23 protein-coding genes are annotated in these 22,242 nt (G+C 40.1%); 19 read left to right on the plus strand and 4 right to left on the minus strand.

The window, feature by feature from the left end; all coding sequences use genetic code 11:
* The first annotated feature begins 42 nt into the window (after positions 1-42).
* From atpF to MKY07_RS03045, 18 genes are all read left to right on the plus strand, one after another.
* Entirely contained in the window at positions 43-564 is a 522-nt protein-coding gene (gene atpF / locus MKY07_RS02960) for a F0F1 ATP synthase subunit B (RefSeq protein ID WP_008404450.1), read from the plus strand.
* Positions 561-1,097, plus strand: a complete 537-nt coding sequence (locus tag MKY07_RS02965; protein ID WP_008404449.1) for a F0F1 ATP synthase subunit delta — start codon at positions 561-563, stop codon at positions 1,095-1,097. Before atpF ends, MKY07_RS02965 begins: the two co-directional genes overlap by 4 nt.
* A gap of 29 nt (positions 1,098-1,126) precedes the next feature.
* Positions 1,127-2,635: a F0F1 ATP synthase subunit alpha gene (atpA, locus tag MKY07_RS02970; RefSeq protein ID WP_008404448.1), complete on the plus strand. Its 1,509-nt coding sequence runs from the start codon at positions 1,127-1,129 to the stop codon at positions 2,633-2,635.
* Positions 2,636-2,734: 99 nt separating this feature from the next.
* Positions 2,735-3,592 carry an ATP synthase F1 subunit gamma gene (gene atpG / locus MKY07_RS02975; RefSeq protein WP_008404447.1) on the plus strand — a complete coding sequence of 286 codons (858 nt, stop codon included), beginning with the start codon at positions 2,735-2,737 and terminating at the stop codon, positions 3,590-3,592.
* A gap of 49 nt (positions 3,593-3,641) precedes the next feature.
* Positions 3,642-5,057 (plus strand): F0F1 ATP synthase subunit beta, encoded by a 1,416-nt coding sequence (gene atpD / locus MKY07_RS02980; RefSeq protein WP_008404446.1) that lies wholly within the window; start codon positions 3,642-3,644, stop codon positions 5,055-5,057.
* A 23-nt stretch (positions 5,058-5,080) separates the two neighbouring features.
* The gene (locus MKY07_RS02985; protein WP_008404445.1) at positions 5,081-5,488 is read left to right on the plus strand and encodes a F0F1 ATP synthase subunit epsilon; all 408 of its coding nucleotides are present in this window, start codon (positions 5,081-5,083) and stop codon (positions 5,486-5,488) included.
* Between the two features lie 121 nt (positions 5,489-5,609).
* Positions 5,610-5,852, plus strand: coding sequence for a DUF1146 family protein (locus MKY07_RS02990; RefSeq protein WP_339263753.1), 243 nt, complete (start codon positions 5,610-5,612; stop codon positions 5,850-5,852).
* Between the two features lie 369 nt (positions 5,853-6,221).
* Positions 6,222-7,523 carry a UDP-N-acetylglucosamine 1-carboxyvinyltransferase gene (gene murA / locus MKY07_RS02995; protein WP_008404441.1) on the plus strand — a complete coding sequence of 434 codons (1,302 nt, stop codon included), beginning with the start codon at positions 6,222-6,224 and terminating at the stop codon, positions 7,521-7,523.
* A gap of 433 nt (positions 7,524-7,956) precedes the next feature.
* Complete coding sequence (gene spoIID, locus MKY07_RS03000) at positions 7,957-8,859, plus strand: stage II sporulation protein D (RefSeq protein ID WP_339263754.1); 903 nt, start codon at positions 7,957-7,959, stop codon at positions 8,857-8,859.
* Between the two features lie 49 nt (positions 8,860-8,908).
* Positions 8,909-9,562, plus strand: coding sequence for a M23 family metallopeptidase (locus MKY07_RS03005; protein WP_008404438.1), 654 nt, complete (start codon positions 8,909-8,911; stop codon positions 9,560-9,562).
* 159 nt (positions 9,563-9,721) lie between these two features.
* Complete coding sequence (locus MKY07_RS03010; protein ID WP_008404436.1) at positions 9,722-9,988, plus strand: sporulation transcriptional regulator SpoIIID; 267 nt, start codon at positions 9,722-9,724, stop codon at positions 9,986-9,988.
* 191 nt (positions 9,989-10,179) lie between these two features.
* Positions 10,180-11,172, plus strand: coding sequence for a rod shape-determining protein (locus MKY07_RS03015; protein ID WP_008404433.1), 993 nt, complete (start codon positions 10,180-10,182; stop codon positions 11,170-11,172).
* A gap of 70 nt (positions 11,173-11,242) precedes the next feature.
* Complete coding sequence (locus MKY07_RS03020) at positions 11,243-12,085, plus strand: flagellar hook-basal body protein (protein ID WP_339263756.1); 843 nt, start codon at positions 11,243-11,245, stop codon at positions 12,083-12,085.
* Between the two features lie 157 nt (positions 12,086-12,242).
* Entirely contained in the window at positions 12,243-13,082 is an 840-nt protein-coding gene (locus MKY07_RS03025) for a flagellar hook-basal body protein (RefSeq protein WP_087615658.1), read from the plus strand.
* Between the two features lie 29 nt (positions 13,083-13,111).
* Positions 13,112-13,402 carry a DNA-directed RNA polymerase subunit beta gene (locus MKY07_RS03030; protein ID WP_065216606.1) on the plus strand — a complete coding sequence of 97 codons (291 nt, stop codon included), beginning with the start codon at positions 13,112-13,114 and terminating at the stop codon, positions 13,400-13,402.
* Between the two features lie 200 nt (positions 13,403-13,602).
* A complete protein-coding gene (fabZ, locus tag MKY07_RS03035; RefSeq protein ID WP_008404426.1) occupies positions 13,603-14,040 on the plus strand; it encodes a 3-hydroxyacyl-ACP dehydratase FabZ in 438 nt (145 codons plus the stop codon).
* A gap of 193 nt (positions 14,041-14,233) precedes the next feature.
* Positions 14,234-14,617, plus strand: a complete 384-nt coding sequence (locus MKY07_RS03040) for a hypothetical protein (RefSeq protein ID WP_008404424.1) — start codon at positions 14,234-14,236, stop codon at positions 14,615-14,617.
* 104 nt (positions 14,618-14,721) lie between these two features.
* Positions 14,722-15,114, plus strand: a complete 393-nt coding sequence (locus MKY07_RS03045; protein WP_065216605.1) for a hypothetical protein — start codon at positions 14,722-14,724, stop codon at positions 15,112-15,114.
* A 270-nt stretch (positions 15,115-15,384) separates the two neighbouring features.
* On the opposite strand, the gene MKY07_RS03050 is transcribed toward MKY07_RS03045, so the two are convergent.
* Together MKY07_RS03050 and MKY07_RS03055 are read right to left on the minus strand one after the other, a co-directional pair.
* Positions 15,385-16,338: a nuclease-related domain-containing protein gene (locus MKY07_RS03050; RefSeq protein WP_339263759.1), complete on the minus strand. Its 954-nt coding sequence runs from the start codon at positions 16,336-16,338 to the stop codon at positions 15,385-15,387.
* Positions 16,339-16,474: 136 nt separating this feature from the next.
* Positions 16,475-16,906 (minus strand): YwpF family protein, encoded by a 432-nt coding sequence (locus MKY07_RS03055; protein WP_339263760.1) that lies wholly within the window; start codon positions 16,904-16,906, stop codon positions 16,475-16,477.
* Between the two features lie 256 nt (positions 16,907-17,162).
* Here MKY07_RS03055 and ssb point away from each other — a divergent pair, with 256 nt between their 5' ends.
* Complete coding sequence (ssb, locus tag MKY07_RS03060) at positions 17,163-17,573, plus strand: single-stranded DNA-binding protein (protein ID WP_065216603.1); 411 nt, start codon at positions 17,163-17,165, stop codon at positions 17,571-17,573.
* 172 nt (positions 17,574-17,745) lie between these two features.
* Here ssb and MKY07_RS03065 read toward each other — a convergent pair whose 3' ends face one another.
* Positions 17,746-20,523: a DEAD/DEAH box helicase gene (locus tag MKY07_RS03065; RefSeq protein WP_339263761.1), complete on the minus strand. Its 2,778-nt coding sequence runs from the start codon at positions 20,521-20,523 to the stop codon at positions 17,746-17,748.
* 29 nt (positions 20,524-20,552) lie between these two features.
* Positions 20,553-22,127 carry an SWIM zinc finger family protein gene (locus MKY07_RS03070; protein WP_339263763.1) on the minus strand — a complete coding sequence of 525 codons (1,575 nt, stop codon included), beginning with the start codon at positions 22,125-22,127 and terminating at the stop codon, positions 20,553-20,555.
* Positions 22,128-22,242 lie beyond the last annotated feature (115 nt).

The following is a 22,242-nucleotide window of genomic DNA, read 5'->3' on the forward strand; positions in this document are numbered from 1 at the left end:
AATATAGATTTAATTCAAGCTCTTGAAGGGAGTGAAACAATCGTGTTTTTAGACTATCTTGCACTAGGTGCAGGCGCAACTGGACTCAACTTAGGTGATGCAATTGCGACGTTAGTGATTTTCTTAGGTTTAATGGCACTTCTTAAAAAGTTCGCTTGGGGTCCTTTAATGGGTATCATGCGCGAGCGTGAAGAGCTGGTTGCAAGCGGAATCGATGCAGCTGAAAAAGCTAAAAAAGAAACACAAGCACTATTAGAAGAACAAAAGAGCCTTCTTAAAGAAGCTCGCACAGAAGCGCAATCAATCATTGAGAACGCTAAAAAGCAAGGCGAAGCAACTCGCGAAGAAATCGTGGTAACTGCACGCGCTGAAGCGAACCGTCTAAAAGAATCTGCTGTTCGTGATATCGAAGCAGAAAGAGAAAAAGCAATCGCTGCTGTACGTGAAGAAGTAGTTTCATTATCAGTACTTGCTGCGTCTAAAGTTCTTGGGAAAGAAATTTCTGAAGCAGACAATAGCGCATTAATTAAAGAAACGATTGCGAAGGCAGGCGAAGCGAAATGAGTCAATCGACTGTAGCAAATCGCTATGCTCAAGCAATTTATGAATTAGCATTAAGCAACAACCTTCTTGCTGAAGTAGGTGCAGATTTACGTGAGATCAAAACAGTATTGGCTACGAACGAAGAGTTTATGGCATTACTTACTGCTCCGAAAATTTCTACTGATCGTAAGAAAGAGCTTATCGCTCAAATTCTAACGGGTGCACAGCCAATCGTTGTAAACATGGTTCAATTCTTAATCGAAAAGAAACGTTTAAACGAATTAACTGCTGTAGCAGACCAATATCAAGCATTATCAGCTGCCGCACAAGGTACTGCAGATGCGAAAGTTTACTCAACGCGTGAATTAACGGATGGCGAACGTGCAGAAATTTCTGCTGCTTTCGGCAAGTTAGTCGGCAAAGGGCAACTTAACATTACAAACATTATCGATGCGTCATTAATTGGTGGCGTACGCGTTCAAATCGGCAACTATATTTTCGACAGCACTGTAGCGTCTAAGCTAGAGGACTTAAAACGAACATTAGTTGGCTAAATCTTAAGAAATGTGAGAGGTGAACATACATGGGCATCAAAGCTGAAGAAATCAGCAGTCTGATTAAACAGCAGATTGAAGGTTATCAATCGGAATTAAAAGTAAGCGAAGTAGGTACAGTTATCACTGTTGGTGACGGTATCGCTCGTGCTCATGGCCTCGACAACGCCATGGCTGGAGAGCTTTTAGAGTTCTCAAACGGTGTTATGGGTATGGCACAAAACCTAGAAGAAGGTAACGTTGGTATCGTAATTTTAGGAGACTACCTAGGCATCAAAGAAGGCGATGAGGTTCGTCGTACAGGTCGTATTATGGAAGTACCAGTTGGTGAAGCACTAATTGGCCGTGTTGTAAACCCACTTGGTATGCCAGTGGATGGATTAGGTCCAATCAACACAACAAAATCTCGTCCAATCGAAAGTCCAGCTTTCGGTGTAATGGCACGTAAATCAGTACATGAGCCATTACAAACAGGTATCAAAGCGATCGACGCTTTAGTACCAATCGGTCGTGGTCAACGTGAGTTAATCATCGGTGACCGTCAAGTTGGTAAAACATCTGTAGCGATCGATACAATCTTAAACCAACAAGGCGAAGATATGATCTGTATCTACGTTGCAATTGGTCAAAAAGAATCAACTGTACGTAACGTAGTTGAAACTTTCCGTAAGCACGGTGCATTAGATTACACAATCGTTGTAACTGCATCTGCATCACAACCAGCTCCATTACTATACCTTGCTCCTTTCGCAGGTGTATCTATGGCAGAAGAATTCATGTTAGATGGTAAGCACGTATTAATCGTGTATGATGACTTAACTAAACAAGCATCAGCATACCGTGAACTTTCACTTCTTCTACGCCGTCCTCCAGGTCGTGAAGCTTACCCTGGTGACGTATTCTACTTACACAGCCGTCTACTTGAGCGTGCTGCGAAGTTAAACGAAACATACAAAAACGGTTCGATTACAGCGCTTCCATTCGTAGAAACGCAAGCGGGCGATATCTCTGCATATATCCCAACAAACGTAATCTCAATCACAGATGGTCAAATCTTCTTACAATCTGACTTATTCAACTCTGGTGTACGTCCTGCGATCAACGCTGGTTTATCAGTATCACGTGTAGGTGGTTCTGCTCAAATCAAAGCGATGAAAAAAGTAGCGGGTACATTACGTCTTGACTTGGCAGCATTCCGTGAGTTAGAGTCATTCGCTCAGTTCGGATCTGACTTAGACGCAATCACACTTGCTAAATTAGAGCGTGGTAAACGTACAGTTGAAGTTTTAAAACAAGACTTAAACAAACCACTTAAAGTTGAAAAACAAGTTGCGATCCTTTATGCATTAACTAAAGGTCACTTAGATGATATTCCAGTACAAGACATCGTTCGTTTCGAAAACGAATTCTTAAGCTGGTTAGATACAAACCACACAAATGTTTTAGATCATGTTCGTACAACTAAAGAACTTGCTCCAGACGCAGAGTATGTTGAAGCTATCAATGCGTTCAAAAAGACTTTCGCTAAATCTGAGTAAGAATTGAACGGTTTTTCACGCACATTACTGTAGCGTGAAAAACTGGACAACTCTTTTTTAATAAGAGCTTGATAAAAATCTAAAGGTGGTGAAATACCAGTGGTAAACTTACGCGAAATTAAAGGTCGTATTAACTCTACAAAGTCAACGAAACAAATTACGAAAGCGATGCAGATGGTTTCTTCTTCAAAGTTACGTCGTGCAGAGCAAAATGCTAAGTCTTACGTTCCATACATGGAAAAAATCCAGGACGTAGTAGGCGCAATCGCAACAGGTACAAAAGACAGCGGACATCCAATGTTAACTTCTCGTCCTGTTAAGAAAACAGCTTACTTAGTCATCGGTTCTGACCGTGGTCTGGCAGGTGCTTACAACTCAAGCATCTTACGTCAAGTTCAAAGCACTATTGATAAACGTCACAAGTCTAAAGATGAGTACGTAGTTTTAGTAGTAGGTCGTGTTGTTCGTGATTACTTTGTAAAGCGTGGACACAATGTTATCGCAGATGTCGTTGCTCTACCAGACCAACCGTCATTTGCTGATATTAAAGAAATCGCTCGTAATGCTGTTGGTATGTTCATTGATGGTACGTATGATGAACTTTATATGTACTACAATCACTTCGTATCTGCAATTCAAAACGAAGTGACTATGAAAAAAGTTCTTCCTCTAACTGACATTGCACCTTCAACAAGCAATGCTTCTTATGAATTTGAGCCATCAGGCGAAGCCATTTTAGAAGTATTACTTCCACAATATGCGGAAAGCTTAATTTACGGCGCGATTTTAGACGGAAAAGCGAGTGAACATTCAGCGCGTATGACAGCAATGAAAAACGCTACAGACAATGCAAACGATCTTATTGCAGACCTTTCTCTACAATATAACCGTGCACGTCAAGCGGCGATTACACAAGAAATTACAGAAATCGTTGGTGGAGCTGCTGCCTTAGAATAGGGCGCGCTCACCAATGTCGTATAAGAATACGATAGGAGGGTACAAAGTAATGAACAAAGGACACGTTCTTCAAGTAATGGGTCCAGTAGTAGACGTAAAGTTTGCTAATGGTCAATTACCAGCAATTTATAACGCATTAACAGTTACAATTGAACGTCCTAACGAAGCTCCAACTACTCTTGCATTAGAAGTAGCGCTTCACTTAGGTGACGATTCTGTTCGTACGATTGCCATGTCATCTACTGACGGTTTACAACGTGGAGCAGAAGTAACAAACTCAGGAGCACCAATCTCAGTACCAGTTGGTGAAGCTACATTAGGTCGCGTATTTAACGTACTTGGTGAAGTTATCGACTTAGGTGAAGAAATTCCTGCTGAAGTTCGTCGTGATTCAATTCACCGCGAAGCTCCAACATTCGATGAATTATCAACTACTGTAGAAATCCTAGAAACAGGTATCAAAGTAGTAGACTTATTAGCACCATACATCAAAGGTGGTAAAATCGGTCTATTCGGTGGTGCCGGCGTAGGTAAAACAGTATTAATCCAAGAATTAATCAACAACATCGCACAAGAGCACGCAGGTATTTCTGTATTCGCAGGTGTAGGTGAGCGTACTCGTGAGGGTAACGACTTATTCTTCGAAATGACAGATTCAGGCGTAATCAAACAAACAGCGATGGTATTCGGTCAAATGAATGAGCCACCAGGAGCACGTATGCGCGTAGCTTTAACTGGTTTAACAATGGCTGAGTTCTTCCGTGATGAGCAAGGTGCAGACGTACTTTTATTCATCGACAACATTTTCCGTTTCACACAAGCAGGTTCTGAGGTTTCTGCCCTATTAGGTCGTATGCCTTCAGCGGTAGGTTACCAACCAACACTTGCTACAGAAATGGGTAAATTACAAGAGCGTATCACATCTACTACTAAAGGTTCTGTAACTTCGATCCAAGCGATTTACGTACCAGCCGATGACTATACTGACCCGGCTCCGGCTACAACTTTCGCTCACTTAGATGCTACAACTAACCTTGAGCGTAAATTATCTGAAATGGGTATCTATCCAGCGGTAGACCCACTAGCTTCAACTTCTCGTGCATTATCACCAGAAATCGTTGGACCAGAACATTACGCAATCGCTACTGGTGTTCAACGTACAATCCAACGTTACCGTGAACTACAAGATATCATTGCTATCTTAGGTATGGATGAGCTAGGTGACGAAGATAAGAAAACAGTTGAACGTGCTCGTCGTATCCAGTTCTTCTTATCTCAAAACTTCCACGTAGCAGAGCAATTCACTGGTCAAAAAGGTTCTTATGTACCTGTAAAAGAAACTGTTCGTTCATTCAAGGAAATCCTTGATGGCAAATGGGATCACTTACCAGAAGATGCTTTCCGTCTAGTTGGTTCTATTGACGAAGTAGTAGCGAAAGCTAAAGAAATGGGCGTACAAGTCTAATTAGCTGACGAGGAGGAAAAAATATGAAGACAGTTACAGTCAATATTGTCACTCCCGACGGCTCAGTATACGATTCAGAAGTAACGATGGTAATCGCTAAAACGACTTCAGGTGAAATTGGTGTCTTAGCTGGCCATATTCCTATGGTTGCTCCACTAACAATTGGTTCTGTGAAGCTTAAAAAAGCAGACGGCACTACAGATGTCGCAGCGGTTAGCGGTGGTTTCATTGAAGTTCGCCCTGAAAAAATCTCGATTTTAGCTCCTTCTGCAGAAGTTGCTTCTTCGATCGATATTGCCCGTGCTAAAGAAGCTTTAGCTCGTGCTGAAGGTCGCCTTCAAAAGAAACAAGATGACATCGATTTCACACGCGCGGAATTATCTTTAAAACGTGCGATGAATCGTATCAATGTTCATGAGGGTAATATCTAATGGTTTACAAGCGGGCAGATTCTTTCTGCCTGCTTTTTTTATAGACGGACAATAAGGGTATAAACAGTCTGTAACAAGTTTCGCCATCATCTTGGATAAGGTGTTTAAAGGAGTGAGGAAAATGGGTTTATATGTCGAGGCTGGCCAACAAGCAATCGTTAATGTGTTAGCATATATTATATTTATAGGAATTGCTCTTTATACATTACAAGGACTAAGAATCGAACAATTATTTAAAAAAGGAAAAACTTTTCAAATTCAGCTCTTTTATATTTTGACGAGTATTGTAATCGGTTCAGTTGTAGCGGATTTCTTTTTAAACTTTTTAAGCTGGTCGCAAACGATTCCCTATATTTTTAGTTGAAACAGGAAATAGCTGCAGTTTTATTTCTTGTAAAGGGGAATAAACGTTTGTTTTCCACTACAAGAAATAAAAATTTCCTAGGAAATATTTGAGGTTTGTAAGGTTACATGATTTGGGTAGTTATTTTTAAGGAAGATACTTTAATGTGAAAATTTGTCTATTCACACTAAATAGTTGCGCTGCGTATTATAATTTAATAGCCTTTTCAAACAAATTAGATTAAAATAGTAATTTGGGTGCTTGAATTACAGCCCCAATAAATGTAGTATATTTTTGTGTGTAAATTGAGTCAAATGAAGTTTAAAATAATTTAAGTTTAATTGAACTTATTCCTTTATTATATGAGAATTGAATTCGGAGGGACGAATTGTGGAGAGAATTATTGTTACTGGGGGTCAGACGCTAAAAGGCACAGTACGCGTTGAAGGCGCAAAAAATGCTGTATTACCGATTTTAGCTGCTTCTCTATTAGCTTCTAAAGATAAAAATATGATTAAAGATGTACCAAACTTAGCAGATGTCGGTACGATTGGTGAAGTGTTAAAAAGTTTAAATGCGATTGTCGAATATGATGTCGAGAAAAATGAAATGATGATTGATGCCTCTATGAAGCTATCAAGTGAAGCGCAATTTGAATTTGTAAGTAAAATGCGTGCATCCATTTTAGTAATGGGTTCACTTTTGGCACGTAATGGCTATGCACGTGTAGCATTACCAGGCGGCTGTGCAATTGGATCTCGTCCAATCGAACTTCATTTAAAAGGCTTCGAAGCTATGGGTGCAGAGATTTCCTTTGGACATGGTTATGTAGAAGCAAAAGTAAAAGGTGAACTAAAAGGCGCAGAAATCTATTTAGACTTCCCGAGTGTTGGGGCTACTGAAAATATTATGACAGCAGCATCTCTTGCAAAAGGGACGACAATTATTGAAAATGCAGCAAAAGAGCCTGAAATAGTAGATTTGGCAAACTTTATTAACGCAATGGGTGGCCGTGTCATTGGTGCCGGTACTGATACAATTCGTATCGAAGGCGTTAAAGAATTAAAAGGTTGCGAACATTATATTATTCCTGACCGCATTGAAGCAGGCACATTTATGGTAGCGGCGGCAATTACCCGCGGAGATGTATTGATTGAAAACGCTGTACCAGAGCATATGACAGCACTAACTGCAAAAATGCGTGAAATGGGCGTAGAAGTTATTGAAGAAGATGAAGGCATCCGTGTGCGCGCAAATGACCCATTAAAAGCGGTTGATATTAAAACGATGCCACACCCAGGTTTCCCTACTGATATGCAATCACAAATGATGGCATTAATGTTAACGGCAAACGGAACGAGTATCATTACAGAAACTGTTTTCGAAAATCGTTTTATGCATGTTGAAGAATTCCGTCGCATGAATGCAGACGCAAAGATCGAAGGGCGTTCTGTATTTATCGAAGGTGGCAAAAAACTTCAAGGTGCGGAAGTGTCAGCAACAGATTTACGTGCAGCAGCAGCACTAATTTTAACCGGCCTCGTATCAGAAGGCGTAACACGTGTTACTAAGTTACACCATTTAGATCGCGGCTATGTGGATTTCCACAAAAAACTAGCTTCTCTAGGTGCAATGATCGAGCGCATCGATTCAGAAGAAGAAGTGTTACAAGAAATCGTTGTAACAGTTTAATAGCTAGATTCATATAAACATATAAAGCATTCAGGAAGCGAGATGTGGGCTTTCGGGATGCTTTTTTGGTTTTGTAAAGGAAGTATGGGGGTTGGAGAGTTTGGAAATTAGAAAGTTTCTGTGAGAAAGTAGAACAACTCGGCTCGAAAGTAGAAACTGTCGCTATTAAAGTAGAACAACTACAGGCAAATGTAGAACGATTCCGCTCAGAAGTAGAAAGTGAGAGGAGGATTAGAAAGTCCGAGGGAGAAAGTGGAACAGTTCATGGAGAAAGTGGAACAACTCTGCTCAAAAGTAAACCCCACCGCTATTAAAGTAGAACCAATGCATCTCTCTCACCCTAAAATCCCTCCATAAATCCCATTCTACAAAAACTAGAAATTCTCTCTCCAAAATGAACTCATATTCTTCTTGCAAGCTCATATACTGTCTCATGAAAAAAATTATCATTTATTTTATCATTGGTGTCCTATTGTTTTTAGTCCCGTTCACTTTAAAGTCTAAGAAACAAACCTCCATTCCTGAACAAGCGGAATCTACTTCTTGTCCTTTATTTATTAAAGTAAATAATACTACAGTTCCAATTGAAGACTACTTAATTGGTGTAATTGCAGGGGAAATGCCGGCAAGTTTTCATATGGAAGCATTAAAAGCCCAGGCGATTGCCTCCCGCACCTATGTATTGAAGCAGACCAATTATGGAAAAAAGCCGATTCTCACAACGACAGCACATCAAGTTTACAACGATCAGGAATTGCGAGAAGAAAAATGGAAAACCACTTTTGCGGAAAATGAAGAAAAAATTACAGAAGCCGTCAATCAAACCGCCAACCAAATTCTTACCTATAATGATGAATTGATTACAGCCATGTTTCATGCATCATCCTTTCAATATACCGAATCCGCAGAAAACTATAGCGGAAATCCCATTCCCTACTTAACAGCAACCACTTCGCCGGAGCAGTTAAATCAGGAACAGACAACGTATACATTTGAAGAGTTAAATAAAAAACTTAAACAGAACTTTTCGAGAGCTCAGCTTCAAAACGCAAAACTGAAGCGAAACAACACGAACCGCATTGAGCAAATTACCATCCATAAAAAAACATGGACGGGCAGAGAACTGCGCACACTTTTAAACTTACGCTCCACGAATTTTACATGGGAACCGACAGAGACCGGTATAACGATCAAAACGTATGGATACGGGCATGGGGTAGGGATGAGTCAGTATGGGGCAGACGCGATGGCACAGGGCGGTTTAACGGCGGAAGATATCCTTTCTCATTACTATCTATCGACAACTTTAAAATCGATAAATTATTGTAAAAAATAATGTTTAACTTTCCAATTTCTTGTACACACTTCCATTTGAGGTGATGAATATGAGAGAAGTTAAACAAAAGCCTTCTCAGAAACCAGTTATGCAAAGACGGTGGTTTTGGCCGGCTGTATACGGTGGTATGGCAGTAATGATTGTGGCCGTTATTTTTAGTTTTAATGCATTGTATGAAAGTCAGAATGAGCAGGAATTGATGGAAGAAGTTTCTGCACCAGCCGACCAGTCGATCGTTCCAACAACAGCGACTGTTTCGGAAACTTTGAAGTATCCATTCAAAGAAGAATACTTAAATGAAGTAACAATTTTGCAGGACTTTTATGACGTATCCAAAGATGAAGCAACACGCGAAAACTCATTGCTTGTATTTAATCAAGTATTCACAACATCTACAGGGGTCTCTATCGCAATTAACAGCGAGCCTTTTGAAGTTGTTGCTGCAATGAGCGGTGAAGTGACTGAAGTGAAAATGGATGCATTTACAGGCAACAGCATTACAGTTACACATCCAAATGGTATGCAAACACGCTATAACTCCGTGGCAGATATCCTTGTAAAACAAGGCGATCAAGTTTCACAAGGCGATCAGCTTGCTACTTCACAAGAAAATGAATGGAATCCAAACATTGGCGTTCATTTACACTTTGAAGTAATGGAAGATGGTGTACTGGTGGATCCGAACAAATATTTATCCTTTTGATTATTTAGGAAAATGGATGAATTCGGATACATTTTTAGTAAGTTAACGACGAATCCTGCAATCTACTCCGAATAATTAAGAGCCTGCTCACATAAGGTGAAATATTAAGAAGCAAGGCAATGCAAGGCTCTTTATATTAGAAGTAGAGAGGGAGAGGACGTGCACGAACATATTCGGCAACGCTGCGTTCGTTTGGGTGAACTGTTGGTAGAGACAGGTGAAACCGTGCGTGCACTCGCGAAAATGACGGGATTCTCTAAAAGTACTGTACACAAAGATTTGACAGAGCGGCTAAAACAAGTGAATGAACCACTTGCGCTACAAGTACAACAAGTTTTAACCTATAACAAATCGATTCGCCATTTACGCGGTGGTGAAGCAACACGTAAAAAGTGGATTACAAAGCAACAAGAAAAAAGCATTTAGTCTGTTATTATAACAACTAAATGCTTTTTTTCGTGATTATCACTTTAGATTTTTACCATTTTAAACCATTATAAAGGAAAATCCTTCCCACAATATTGATGTAATTCAACACTGTATATGATAAAATAACTAAGATAGACATATATAGAATCGTATACATGTTCAAATGGGCGGAAGGAGAATAATGAAACATGTTTTCTAAAGATATTGGGATTGATTTGGGTACTGCTAACGTGCTGATTCATTTAAAAGGTAAAGGGATTGTTTTGAATGAGCCATCTGTAGTAGCAATAGATAAAAAGACAAATAAAGTATTGGCAGTCGGTGAAGAGGCACGTCAAATGGTGGGACGTACACCGGGAAATATTATTGCGATTCGTCCATTAAAGGATGGCGTAATTGCGGATTTTGATGTAACAGAAGCGATGTTAAAACATTTTATCAATAAATTGGACGTTAAAGGTTTCTTATCGAAGCCCCGCATTTTAATTTGCTGTCCGACAAATATTACATCGGTAGAACAAAAAGCGATTCGTGAAGCAGCTGAAAAATCGGGCGGCAAAAAAGTTTATTTGGAAGAAGAGCCTAAAGTGGCAGCAATCGGCGCAGGTATGGATATTTTCCAGCCAAGCGGTAATATGGTCGTTGATATCGGTGGAGGTACAACGGATGTAGCAGTATTATCAATGGGCGATATCGTAACAAGCGAATCGATTAAAGTTGCCGGGGATGTATTCGATAATGACATATTGCAATACATAAAGAAAGAATACAAGCTGTTGATCGGTGAACGTACAGCAGAAAATATTAAAACAACAATTGGTACAGTATTCCCTGGCGGACGCGATGATACTATGGATATCCGCGGTCGTGATATGGTAACGGGCTTACCAAGAACAATCGAAATCAATTCAGAAGAGATTGAGCACGCATTGCGTGAATCGGTTAGCATGATTGTACAGGCAGCAAAAGACGTACTGGAAAAAACACCACCTGAATTATCAGCCGACATCATTGATCGAGGCGTTATTTTAACAGGTGGGGGTGCGTTACTGCATGGCATTGATCAGCTGTTAATCGAAGAGTTGAAAGTACCTGTATTTGTGGCGGAAAACCCAATGGACTGTGTGGCAGTTGGAACTGGAATTATGCTGGATAATATTGATCGCGCGGTAAATAAATAAATTATATTACTTATAATTATCATTTTTTAGCCGATAAATGATAAATACGGCATAATTAGAGGTGAATTGAGTGTTTAAAGGTTTTTATACAGTAGCTACAGGAATGGTTGCACAACAACGTAAAACTGAAATTTTAACGAATAATATGGCCAATGCCAATACACCTGGCTTTAAATCAGATCAAACGACCATTCGTTCTTTTCCGGATATGTTGATGTCGGCAGTGAATTCGACAAACATTCCAACGGAGAACGGGTTTGCGATAAAAAATCTTAATCCGGTTGGTGCGGTGAATGCGGGTGTTTATTTACAGGAAACAATGCCAAACCAAGCGCAAGGCCAGATTTATTCAACTGGTTTAAATACAGATATCGCACTGATCAATAGCTCGATGCCTACTGACGAAGCTTCAGGGAATTCGGGACAAATTTTCTTCCGTTTGGAAAATGAATCCGGAACCGAGAGCTATACACGTAACGGGAATTTCACGCTGGACGGGCAGGGCAATCTAGTAAACCCCCAAGGACTATTCGTATTGGATGCGAATGGGGAACGTATGCAGTTTGATAACGACAATATTCGCATCAGTTCGGATGGGGCGATTTTTGACGAAAATGATGTACAGGTTGGCACGTTAGGTGTCGCATTTTCAGCAAACCCGGATGTACTTGTGAAGCGTGATAATGGGTTGTTTAATACATTGGATGGCGTCGATCTACCATCTGCCTATGGACAGGCTAATGTACAGTTTTCGATGCAGCAGCAATATTTAGAAGGATCCAATGTTGATGCCTCTAAAGCAATGACAGACCTATTAACTGCATACCGAGCATTTGAAGCAAACCAAAAAGTGCTGCAGGCATACGATAAGAGTATGGAAAAAGCGGTTAATGAAATTGGACGAGTTAATTAAATAATTGCATTTGAATGATTATAAACGAGTTGATTGAAATGATGAGAAGGCGACTCCACCGTGGAAAGCGCCCAGATCGGAATGGAAATCAACTCATTCATATAGCGATTATTTTCATTAGCTGTCGAATTTTCGTATAATTAAGGAGGTGCGGGAAATGTTACGTACAATGGTGAGTGCGACAAATACATTATCTCAACTACAGCATCAGTTAGACACAATTAGTACAAATATCGCAAACAGTAATACAACAGGCTATAAAGCACAGCAGGCAAATTTTACGGAAATGCTGTATCAACAGTTTAATAACGATGAATTAGACCGCACTGTCCGTGATACACCTGTAGGCATTCGTTATGGTGTCGGTGCACAGATCGGGTTAATCCAATCGAATCAGACACAAGGTTCACTGCAAGTAACAGACCGCGATTTAGACTTTGCCTTAACAACAAAGAACCAATATTTTAATGTGTTAATGCAAAATCCGGAAGGCGATGTGCGAACTGCATACACTCGTAACGGTAGCTTTTATGTAACACAGACCGAACCGGGTATTCTTTCACTTGTAAATAGCGATGGATACCAAGTAGCAGATGCAAATGGACAGCCAATTACATTCCCGGATAATGTGACAGGTTTTACGATGGATTCAGACGGTTCGCTAGTGGCAAGCTATGAAAATGGTACTCCGCTAAAGTTCCAGCTTGGAATTTCTGAACTGCAAAAACCAAATGTAATGGAAAAACTGCAGGGCGGGACATATATTGGGTTACCGGAAAATCTTGATGCACTAGGCTTCACGCAAGCGCAAGTACTGACAGATCTGCAAGGTGCCAATCGTCAAGTGGGCATTCAAAAAGGTGCACTTGAAATGTCAAATGTAGACGTTTCAAAAGAGATGACAAATTTAATTCAAGCACAGCGTTCATATCAATTTAATACACGTGCGATTACAATTGCAGACCAAATGCTTGGGTTAATTAACGGTATTCGCTAGACGTGCGACATTGTTAAGGGAGAAGTTTTATGACGAATGAGTTAGATAGACAGATTGAGCAAAAGGAGCCTGCAGCCAAAAAGACGAGACGTCGTATAAAGAACGTTTCGGAGCCGCCAACGGAACAGCCTGTTGGTAAGGTTCGGCTTCGACTGATTCCGATCTGGCTACGTATTATAATCGTAATTTTATTATTTTTAGTAGCCGTAATTGTAGGACTGGTTATTGGCTACAGCGTTATAGGGGACGGCGCAGCATTCGATGTTTTAAAATGGGAAACATGGCAGCATCTTCTCGATATTATAAATGGTAAAGAGTAGAGGGATTGTCGGGAAAGCCATTTCCGAACAGTCCCTTTACAGCTATGACGTAAAAAAATTACTTTTTTGTTTGAATTGGAGCAAAAAACGGGCTGAAATTCCAGCCTCTTTCTCCAATACTTTCATTGCTTTACCAGAACATACATAAAAATAAACGATTATCTACATAATATTATAGAGGAAACAAGGGGGATTTTTTCATGTTAAACGCAGAGCAAATTCAAAATATTTTACCACATCGCTATCCATTTTTATTAGTTGATCGCATTCTTGAAATCGAAGAAGGAAAGCGCGCACTTGGATTGAAAAATGTATCGATTAACGAAGAATTTTTTAATGGGCATTTTCCTGGCTACCCAGTAATGCCAGGTGTTCTAATTGTCGAGGCACTTGCGCAAGTAGGTGGTGTGGCATTACTAAACGCACCTGAATATAAAGGGCGTCTTGTATTTTTGACAGGGATTGATAATTGCCGTTTCAAGCGTCAAGTCGTACCGGGCGATCAGCTGAAACTTGAAGTGGAATTTTTGAAATTGCGCGGACAAATGGGGAAAGGCCGTGCTACTGCGACAGTAGATGGCGAACTAGTTTGTGAGTGCGAGATTCTATTTGCAATTGGACCTGAACAGCCAAAATAAGGCGATTTGCAATTGGAACTCAAAGATTATAAAATATAAAGGTTGAAGAAAATCTTTAACTTCTTTAAGCAGAAGTCTCCCAATGAGATAGGATAGGTGTGGGACGATTGCCAGTGTTCACCTTTTATAGGTTTTCATTTGCCTGTAAACAATGAGCGAAGTTTGGCTTTAAACGTAGGAGGTTCTAAAATAGATGTATAAACAACTGTCTTCAGGCGTAAAAATTAGTATTACACGATCAATATCGACGTCGTTTGAAGCTTATTTAGCAAGCATTGGTTGGGATGAAGAAAAATTTTCGATGGAAGACTATATGGCAAGCTGGCAAACTTATTTTAAAGAAAATGCCGCTTGGATCGATAAAATACCGGCAGACATTTTACTTAGCCCTGAATTTCATGAAGAAATTGCTAAGAAAATGGATGAGGTCATTGCTAAAATTTTAAGTGAAGAGCCAACAGAAAAGCAAAAGCAGGAAATTGCGGAATTACAGAAACAATTAGGTACAAATTACAAATTCGACTGTAAAGCAGAAGCCGCTTATGTTGAACAGCTCTTAAAAGATAAATTAAAATAACCACACGTTTTTGTAGGATAGATCCTTCTTTTCCCGGGCACTATATGTACGATCACACGAAGTGATCGACTCATGATTGCATATGGGAAAGGAGGGAATTTTTTATGAGAAAATCAGCACTACTTGTAGCACTTTCGCTTGGTTCACTGTTATTTCTCTCAGCGTGTAACACAAATGACAATGCTGGAGAAGACAATGTAGGAAATGATGTCAAAAACGGTGTTAACGATGTAATGGATGACACACGTGACGTTATCGATGACACGGTAGATACAGTTGATCCGGATACAGATGGACGTAGCGGTCAAAACGACATGAACGGACAAACAAATGAGAGCACGATTGACAACAATCACAACTCAAATGTCCCGAACGGTTCAAGCGGTCCGAATGTTGAAAATGGCGCAACTGCACCAGGAGCTCCATCGGTAAACCAAGAAGATATCATCGAAGACCGTGCAGATCGAAAAGATAAAGACCACGTAGATAACCACTAATCTAAAAAGGGAATCAGTGTTCACTTAGGTGGGCACTGGTTTTTTGTTGTGGAGAGGCGAGCGAAATGAAATAATCCTCAAATTTAATGGATGAAGACGGGCAGAAGAATTTATTCCACACTTGAGCCAGGATAATCCTCACTTAAGTGTGTTTAATCCTCAAAACAGGGTAGATAATCCCCACTTAGTAAGTGATAATCCTCATTTCAAGTTAATTAATCCTCAAATCAAAATATAATCCTCAATTCATAAATAAATGTAGAATCGACTTTAATCTGTTTTCTTTTTGGACCACGATAAGATGTTCTCCGGAATAATATAATACGTTCCTTTCTTAGCGCCACGCTGTTCGAGACCTAACCTTGATAAAATATTCGAACAGACTTTTATATTTGTCATTCCGAAAAACTCACGAAATTGTCGGTTAGAAATTTTTTCACCAAGTAAGATACGGTAATGATAGAGGGTTTCAAAGACGACATCACGACTTTTAGTTTTACAAACGTTACATGTAAACGACCCGTAATGATAAAACATTACATGTTTATAATCACACCATCTACAAAGAACACCTTTCCTTAATCTATCTGAACTGATGGTGCGGCGAGGGGGAAGGGCCTGATAAAGTTGGTTCAGTTTAGCGATGATCACAATCATATTTGCATTGGTTTTCGCATTATTGCGATAGAGGTTTTCAATGAAATTTGGAACGCCGCTAATATGAAAAATCGGGAAATTCTCCAATGACTCGTCTAAAACAGCTTGCTGGTTTGCGATTACGACCGAAAAATGCACGGGGATAGTGATCTGCCATTTTCGCAAACATTGTTCCAAAAATAGCTGATGCCGGTAAACTTGATCAAGGGGGTTTCGGAAGTTTACGCGTTTATCGTTGTGGATGCGGTAAAATTCATGCTGCGCGGATTTGTAAAATAAAACGCCGGACAGCAGTTTTACTTCAAAAATTACTATAAAAAATGGTGTCACTAAAATAGCATCCATCTGATGGGAATAGCCTTTTTCATTCATGCATTCAAAATTATAGAAAATATGATGGTCCGATTTAAAGAAATAATCGGAAAGAGTTTGCTTCAACTTTATCTCTCCAGCGAATCCAGCCTCCAAGCGTTGTAACTCATGCTGGATAGCACTTGCTTCTGTATCACCAAACATAATCCTCTTAGCTAAAACTTCTGTGTAAAGATGATGCTTTGATTTCTGCACAAACTTCACCTCCACCTTGAATATACGATGCATGGTGAGGCTTGACAAATACCTTCAAAAAGATGAATTTACAAAGAATGCTGAACCAAATTACTCTTTTTAAATCAACCTACATCCCAAAACTACACTTTCCGCCCTATTCACCATTTTTCTTCAATGAAGGGCGATTGCGCATCCCCTGATCAAATGCATCAAGCAGTTCATCATTCCGTAACCCTTCTTCAAGGAGCTCTGCCAATAATAGTTCGGCATATTTCTTACGCTGAGCTTTCAAACGGCCTTTTATGAGCACCGATATTTTATCGCCCACTTTTGTAATCGAATGTACGACACATGCAAATGGGGCCGGTTCATTGTCCGGCAGCGAAATGATGGCACGTGCATCCAGTACTTCACCGGATGTAACAAAGTTTTGAAAAAAATCGTAATATGTATCTGCTGTAAACAATTCTAAAATCCACATTTTATGGCTATTTTCCTGATTAATAATAATGCCGTCTGTTAAAGGAATTTCTTTTATTTCATCATTTACTAATAAATCAAAAGCAAGCATTTTAAAGGTTTTCACTTATAAATCCCTCCTCAGTTTTCTTATGTAAAAGTATAACATACAAAAAATGTGAAACTGCCAATTTCAGCAATTTGTAATTTCACCTACAAGTCTATTTACAACAGCATTCTCATTAACTCGAATGAAATACCATATAGGCGAAAAAGTAATTTTGAAACAATATTTCAGCCTGAAAATTCAAATTCACGCTTTGCCAGAAATAGCAGGGTTCGGCTATGCTTTAGTTAATTTCCGAAAGAAAGGAGGTCAATGAATGAATCATGTTGGGCTTGTAGGGCGAACGACGAAAGATATGGAGCTCAGGCACTTATCTGAAGGAAGGGTTCGGGCATACTTTATCATTGCTGCTAACCGTCCTTTCAAAAATAGTGAAGGAAAGGTAGATGCGGACTTTGTGCAATGTGTGGCATGGGGGAGGACCGCTGAGTTAATGGCAAAATACTGCGGGAAAGGCTCACTCATCGGGATTAAAGGACGCTTGCAATCAAGATCATATGTCAATCGTGAAAATCAGAAAGTATACACGATGGAAGTGCAAACAGAAGATGTACAGTTTTATTCATTAAAAGCCCCTGGTGAAGCAGAAAAACTCCAAACACCGTCCCCGATTCCCGAAGATTTCGTGCTTCCAGAACAAGAAACCAAACTCGTACACCAGCCGTAATCTTTTTCCTCTCCGATAAAATAATATTTCTCAGGAGGTGAAGCACCCAAATCTGCTGTTTGACCGCGCAGTAGTAACCATTCTTTCTCACAATCCTATACCAACTGAATAAAGTAGTGAAGTAAGCATAAAAAGAGTCTACTTCATGGCGTAAAAGTAGACTCTTTTCTAATTATTTTATATTGCCTGTATCCAAAACGAGTAAATCCATCAGTTCTGAATCATCCAGTTCAGTCAACCATTTACTTGATTGAATTAATTCTTCGGACAGTGCTGATTTCATTGCAATCATTTTATCGATTTTTTCTTCAATCGTTCCAATTGTCACAAACTTGTGCACCTGCACAAATTGTGTTTGTCCGATACGGTATGCCCGGTCTGTCGCCTGATTTTCGACTGCCGGATTCCACCAGCGATCCGCATGGAGTACATGTGTTGCAGCGGTTAAGTTAAGACCTGTTCCACCAGCTTTAAGCGACAGTAAAAACACTGGGAACTCGCCAGCCTGGAACTGATCGACTAAATTGTCGCGCTGATTTTTCGGCATACTACCTGTTAAAAACGGAACTTCAACATTATAAAGCTCTGTTAAACAATGCTGAATTAAATTACCCATTCCGATGTACTGTGTAAAGATTAAGCATTGTTCACCATTATCGATAATTTCCTTCGTCATCTCAATAATGCGTTTGAGCTTTACAGAACGAGAAACCATCGTATTGGCATCTTCAAAAGGTTCTTTTAAAAACAGGGCAGGGTGGTTGCACAGCTGTTTTAATTTATTAAGCATTTTTAAAATACGTCCCTTTTTCTCGAAGCCAGTGAGCTCTTCAAGTGTCGCTAAAGTATCTTGAATATAGCCTTCATAATGTGCTGCCTGCTCAGGGGTAAGTGCACAAAATTCAAGGGATTCCTGCTTGTCAGGCAAATTCAGCTGAAGCTCGGGATCACGTTTTGAACGGCGCAGAAGGAACGGACGGATTTTCATACGTAAAACACGTTTATGGGATTCCGACTCTTCCCGTTCAATTGGTGTAATAAAGTTTTCTGTAAATCTTGTGAAGCTTCCTAAATAGCCTTTATGAATAAAATCAAAAATCGCCCACAGCTCAGAAAGACGGTTTTCAACAGGTGTCCCTGTTAATGCAATATGATGCTCGCCTTTTAATTTACGAATTGCACGGGATTGCAATGTTTGCATATTTTTTATATTTTGTGCCTCATCCAAAGCGACCGTTGCCCAGTCTATAAGCTGTAAGTCATCTGCATCTTGAGTGACCGTACCATATGTGGAAAGGATGACATGCGGACGCTGTGTTGCGATATAGCTCGTCAGGTCATCACCTTTTAAACGTCGTGGTCCGTAATGTGTATATACTTCCAAGTCAGGAGCGAAACGAGTAAGCTCTTTTTGCCAGTTGCCGACAACAGATGTCGGGCACACAATCAATGTCGGTTTATCAATTTGCAGAACGGAAACGGTATGGAGCATATACGTAATAAGCTGAACGGTTTTACCAAGTCCCATATCATCTGCCAGACAGGCACCGAATTTTTGGTCACGCATGAAAACAAGCCATTCGAAGCCTTCCTGCTGGTATGGACGCAGCTCGGCATGAAGCTTGGCTGGTACAGCTACTTTTGGCAGACCTTTTTTATTTTGCAGTTGATCAATATAATCCTGCAGTGATTGCTGCATCTCAAATGCAAATAACGGGTCATCACGCTCAGCATCATCTTCCGTATCATCTTCAATAGGTGCAGTTAATGTTTCAGGCAACTCACGGAACAGTAAATCGCGTACTGTCCAATTTTCTTCTTTTGCCTGATCCATCAGTTCACGCATTTCATTGAGCCATTCTGCATCAATACGGAACCATTCCGTACCAATACGGACAAATTCACGTTTTTCAGCAACGAGTTTCTGGAAGGCTTCTGCGGAAATTTCTTCGCCATTCATCGAGAACTGCCATTTGAATGTCAAAATATCGTCTAGCCCTGCTACACTGCGGGCCGATTGGTTATTGGCACTGACACGTACACGCATTTTCGATTGACGGAGTTCCTTAAGCCAAGCCGGTAAAATCACATCAAAGCCTAAAGCCTGTAATTTAGTAAGTTCGAGACGTAAAAATTCACGTACTTCCTGATCATTGAATTGTGTATGAATAAACTGAGCACTTTCAGCATTTAATTGAATTAAATCAACTATTTGATTTTGCAGCTCTTCAATGTCATTAGCAATTGCACTCCACTTTTTCGGTAGTGCTTCCAATATCGGCAGTTTCAGTTTTGACGAAGCAGGTGTCCAATGTTTTGCGGCATTTGGACTAATTAGCACCGTTTCCAACAGCCAGTTTTCCTCATTTTCTTCTGGCTCACTTAAACGCAGTGCCACCTTTACACCTTCAAATACATGAGAAGTTTGCATCGGCCAGCCGCCATTTTGGAAAAATGGAATGAGTGCAAGCGTATCTTCTTTAGAAAGTCCGGCATCCATCAGTTTTTGTTCAACTGCATGTTGTAATAGGTCATTGGAAAATGTAAAGCCTTCTTCTGTTACAGTTGCCTGCTGCCAAAGCTTTGGGTCATTCCAGAGCGGCAATGTCGTCTGGATTGCTTGAAAGTGATTAACGGTTTCATCATCGTATGCAGCAAAATCCAAGAACGGGTGACGGTATGCTGGTGACAGAACGTCCAGCAAATGAGATGCCGATATGATTAAATCACGCTCTTCCAATGAAGTGTGCAGCCCGTAAAAACTTTGCTCAAATTTAAAAAAGAGAGAAGGAATCCAATTGGCTGTCGGTAAAATTAAATCATTTTTATTGTACGCAGTAGCGCGGAAGTAACCGGGACGCAGCTCTGAAAGCTTTATGCGAAAGACTTGTAGAAAGGGTAGCTTCGTATTAAATAAATATTGCATTGTATCGTTGCGCAATAAACGCAATGTCACCTCCTATTAGCAAAATACATAATCTAAATGAGTAAATTGCTTTTATTTATCTCTTCTTGCAGTGCACGCAAACGTTTGTACTGCAGCTGCACGGCTTCAATATATGCTGTAAAATAGTCGAGCTTTCCGGCTTTTTTAGAAGCTGATTTCATCGCACGCCAAATGCGGACTGCCTGCTTATAATTTTGCCGCGATTTCTGCTGAATTTCTTCCATCGCATAAAAATGGTAAAGAGGGAGTGCAGTTTCCGGTGACTGTGCGACAACATCCTTTAAACCGCATTGATCTAAATAAGGAATCGATGAAGGATAGAGCTGATGAAGTGCAACCCACTCGTCCAAACGATTGTGACGCAGTAAATAGTTTGAAAACGACTCAATACCATAACGGCCGAACGAAGAGTACAATGCGAGCTCCTCACTATCACTCAGTTGAACTTGACTGTATAGGTGATCGAGCTTACGCGTAAATTTCTGGCGACGTATTGGCAATAAATTGTCCTGCACAAACGTTTGTAAAAAAGGAAGTGCCTTTTTTAAAATAACGGTCGCCTCATCAACATAGTCTTTCTGTAATGCATATTGGGCTATGTCGATAAACCCTTCCACATTATTCTCGCTCATTGTTTCAACTGCTTGTTCCAGTTGTGACGGCGAACTTAATAAAATATAAAAAATGGATTTTACTACATTTAATTCGATATCTGTATTGCTATCATCGCTTTGTTCTAAAAGAGCCAGTTCATTTTTTAAGCGTTTTTGTTCATTAAATAGCTTTGTCCAAAACTGCAAATACAATGATAGCCGGAATGCTGTTGCTCCTTTTTCGATAAAAAGAATCTCGTGGACATTTTTCTGAATGGCATCAAAAAATGGCTCGGTTGCAAACAGCCGTGTTGTTTTACTTAATGTATCAATCGACCGCTGAATTCGGCTTAACGTATTTTCCAAAAAGAACTGAACATAATGGTGACTCAGATCTGCTTTCGTTTTGACTGCATGTAACAGAAAATGTTTCGAAACGGCGATATCCATAAACAAGTTAAACAGCTCCTGCCATTCCTGCTCATAAGGGCGGTGGCGCTGCAGCTTAGTACGAATATTTTCGATTAAACCTGATAATGTATACGGCTCCAATGGTTGCGGACCTTTAATTGCATAATTGAGCACTTCGTCAGCCATCATCTGCCAGTTTTCAGGACTGCGCTCAGACGCCAATGACTGGAGCGGAACAGATCTTTTAGAACGCCAAATAGAAAGCCATTGCTGCAGTGAAATAAAATATTGCGACAGCTTTAAAATAATTGCAAGCTGGTGGCGGCATAGATCTTTTTTAGGACAGCTGCAGCTGATCGTTTGTTCCGGAAAATTAATCGTCACTTCCGCTGTATTGACGTCCTGAACTTGGCATACCAGTATTTGGCTGAATCTTGAATAGTGCGGTGGCTTAATTGCCTGATTACGGACAGAGAACATGGCGCGTGTCACCAATTCTGCATCTTCATTTGCTGAAGGGAGAAGCTGTTCTTCAAAGGATTGTAATGTATGTTGAATAAAATCTTTATGTGCATGGGCAATCTCGGAAAAAGATAAACTCAAAACGGGTTTCCCCTCCCTACTAATTAATTGCATTGGAAATTTTAACTTCATTCAAGGTGAAGGAAGAAAAAAAGTCGTTCCTTCCATTATAATACGAATCACGACAAATCGGTAA

The organism is Solibacillus sp. FSL W7-1472, from assembly GCF_037969775.1.
Classification (GTDB): Bacteria; Bacillota; Bacilli; order Bacillales_A; family Planococcaceae; genus Solibacillus; species Solibacillus silvestris.

Bases quoted from the DNA above. Each gene is read 5' to 3' on its own strand.
- MKY07_RS02965 (WP_008404449.1), top strand. From the start codon at position 561: ATGAGTCAATCGACTGTAGCAAATCGCTATGCTCAAGCAATTTATGAA.
- atpA (WP_008404448.1), top strand. From the start codon at position 1,127: ATGGGCATCAAAGCTGAAGAAATCAGCAGTCTGATTAAACAGCAGATT.
- atpD (WP_008404446.1), top strand. From the start codon at position 3,642: ATGAACAAAGGACACGTTCTTCAAGTAATGGGTCCAGTAGTAGACGTA.
- MKY07_RS02985 (WP_008404445.1), top strand. From the start codon at position 5,081: ATGAAGACAGTTACAGTCAATATTGTCACTCCCGACGGCTCAGTATAC.
- MKY07_RS02990 (WP_339263753.1), top strand. From the start codon at position 5,610: ATGGGTTTATATGTCGAGGCTGGCCAACAAGCAATCGTTAATGTGTTA.
- spoIID (WP_339263754.1), top strand. From the start codon at position 7,957: ATGAAAAAAATTATCATTTATTTTATCATTGGTGTCCTATTGTTTTTA.
- MKY07_RS03005 (WP_008404438.1), top strand. From the start codon at position 8,909: ATGAGAGAAGTTAAACAAAAGCCTTCTCAGAAACCAGTTATGCAAAGA.
- MKY07_RS03015 (WP_008404433.1), top strand. From the start codon at position 10,180: ATGTTTTCTAAAGATATTGGGATTGATTTGGGTACTGCTAACGTGCTG.
- MKY07_RS03025 (WP_087615658.1), top strand. From the start codon at position 12,243: ATGTTACGTACAATGGTGAGTGCGACAAATACATTATCTCAACTACAG.
- MKY07_RS03030 (WP_065216606.1), top strand. From the start codon at position 13,112: ATGACGAATGAGTTAGATAGACAGATTGAGCAAAAGGAGCCTGCAGCC.
- fabZ (WP_008404426.1), top strand. From the start codon at position 13,603: ATGTTAAACGCAGAGCAAATTCAAAATATTTTACCACATCGCTATCCA.
- MKY07_RS03040 (WP_008404424.1), top strand. From the start codon at position 14,234: ATGTATAAACAACTGTCTTCAGGCGTAAAAATTAGTATTACACGATCA.
- MKY07_RS03045 (WP_065216605.1), top strand. From the start codon at position 14,722: ATGAGAAAATCAGCACTACTTGTAGCACTTTCGCTTGGTTCACTGTTA.
- ssb (WP_065216603.1), top strand. From the start codon at position 17,163: ATGAATCATGTTGGGCTTGTAGGGCGAACGACGAAAGATATGGAGCTC.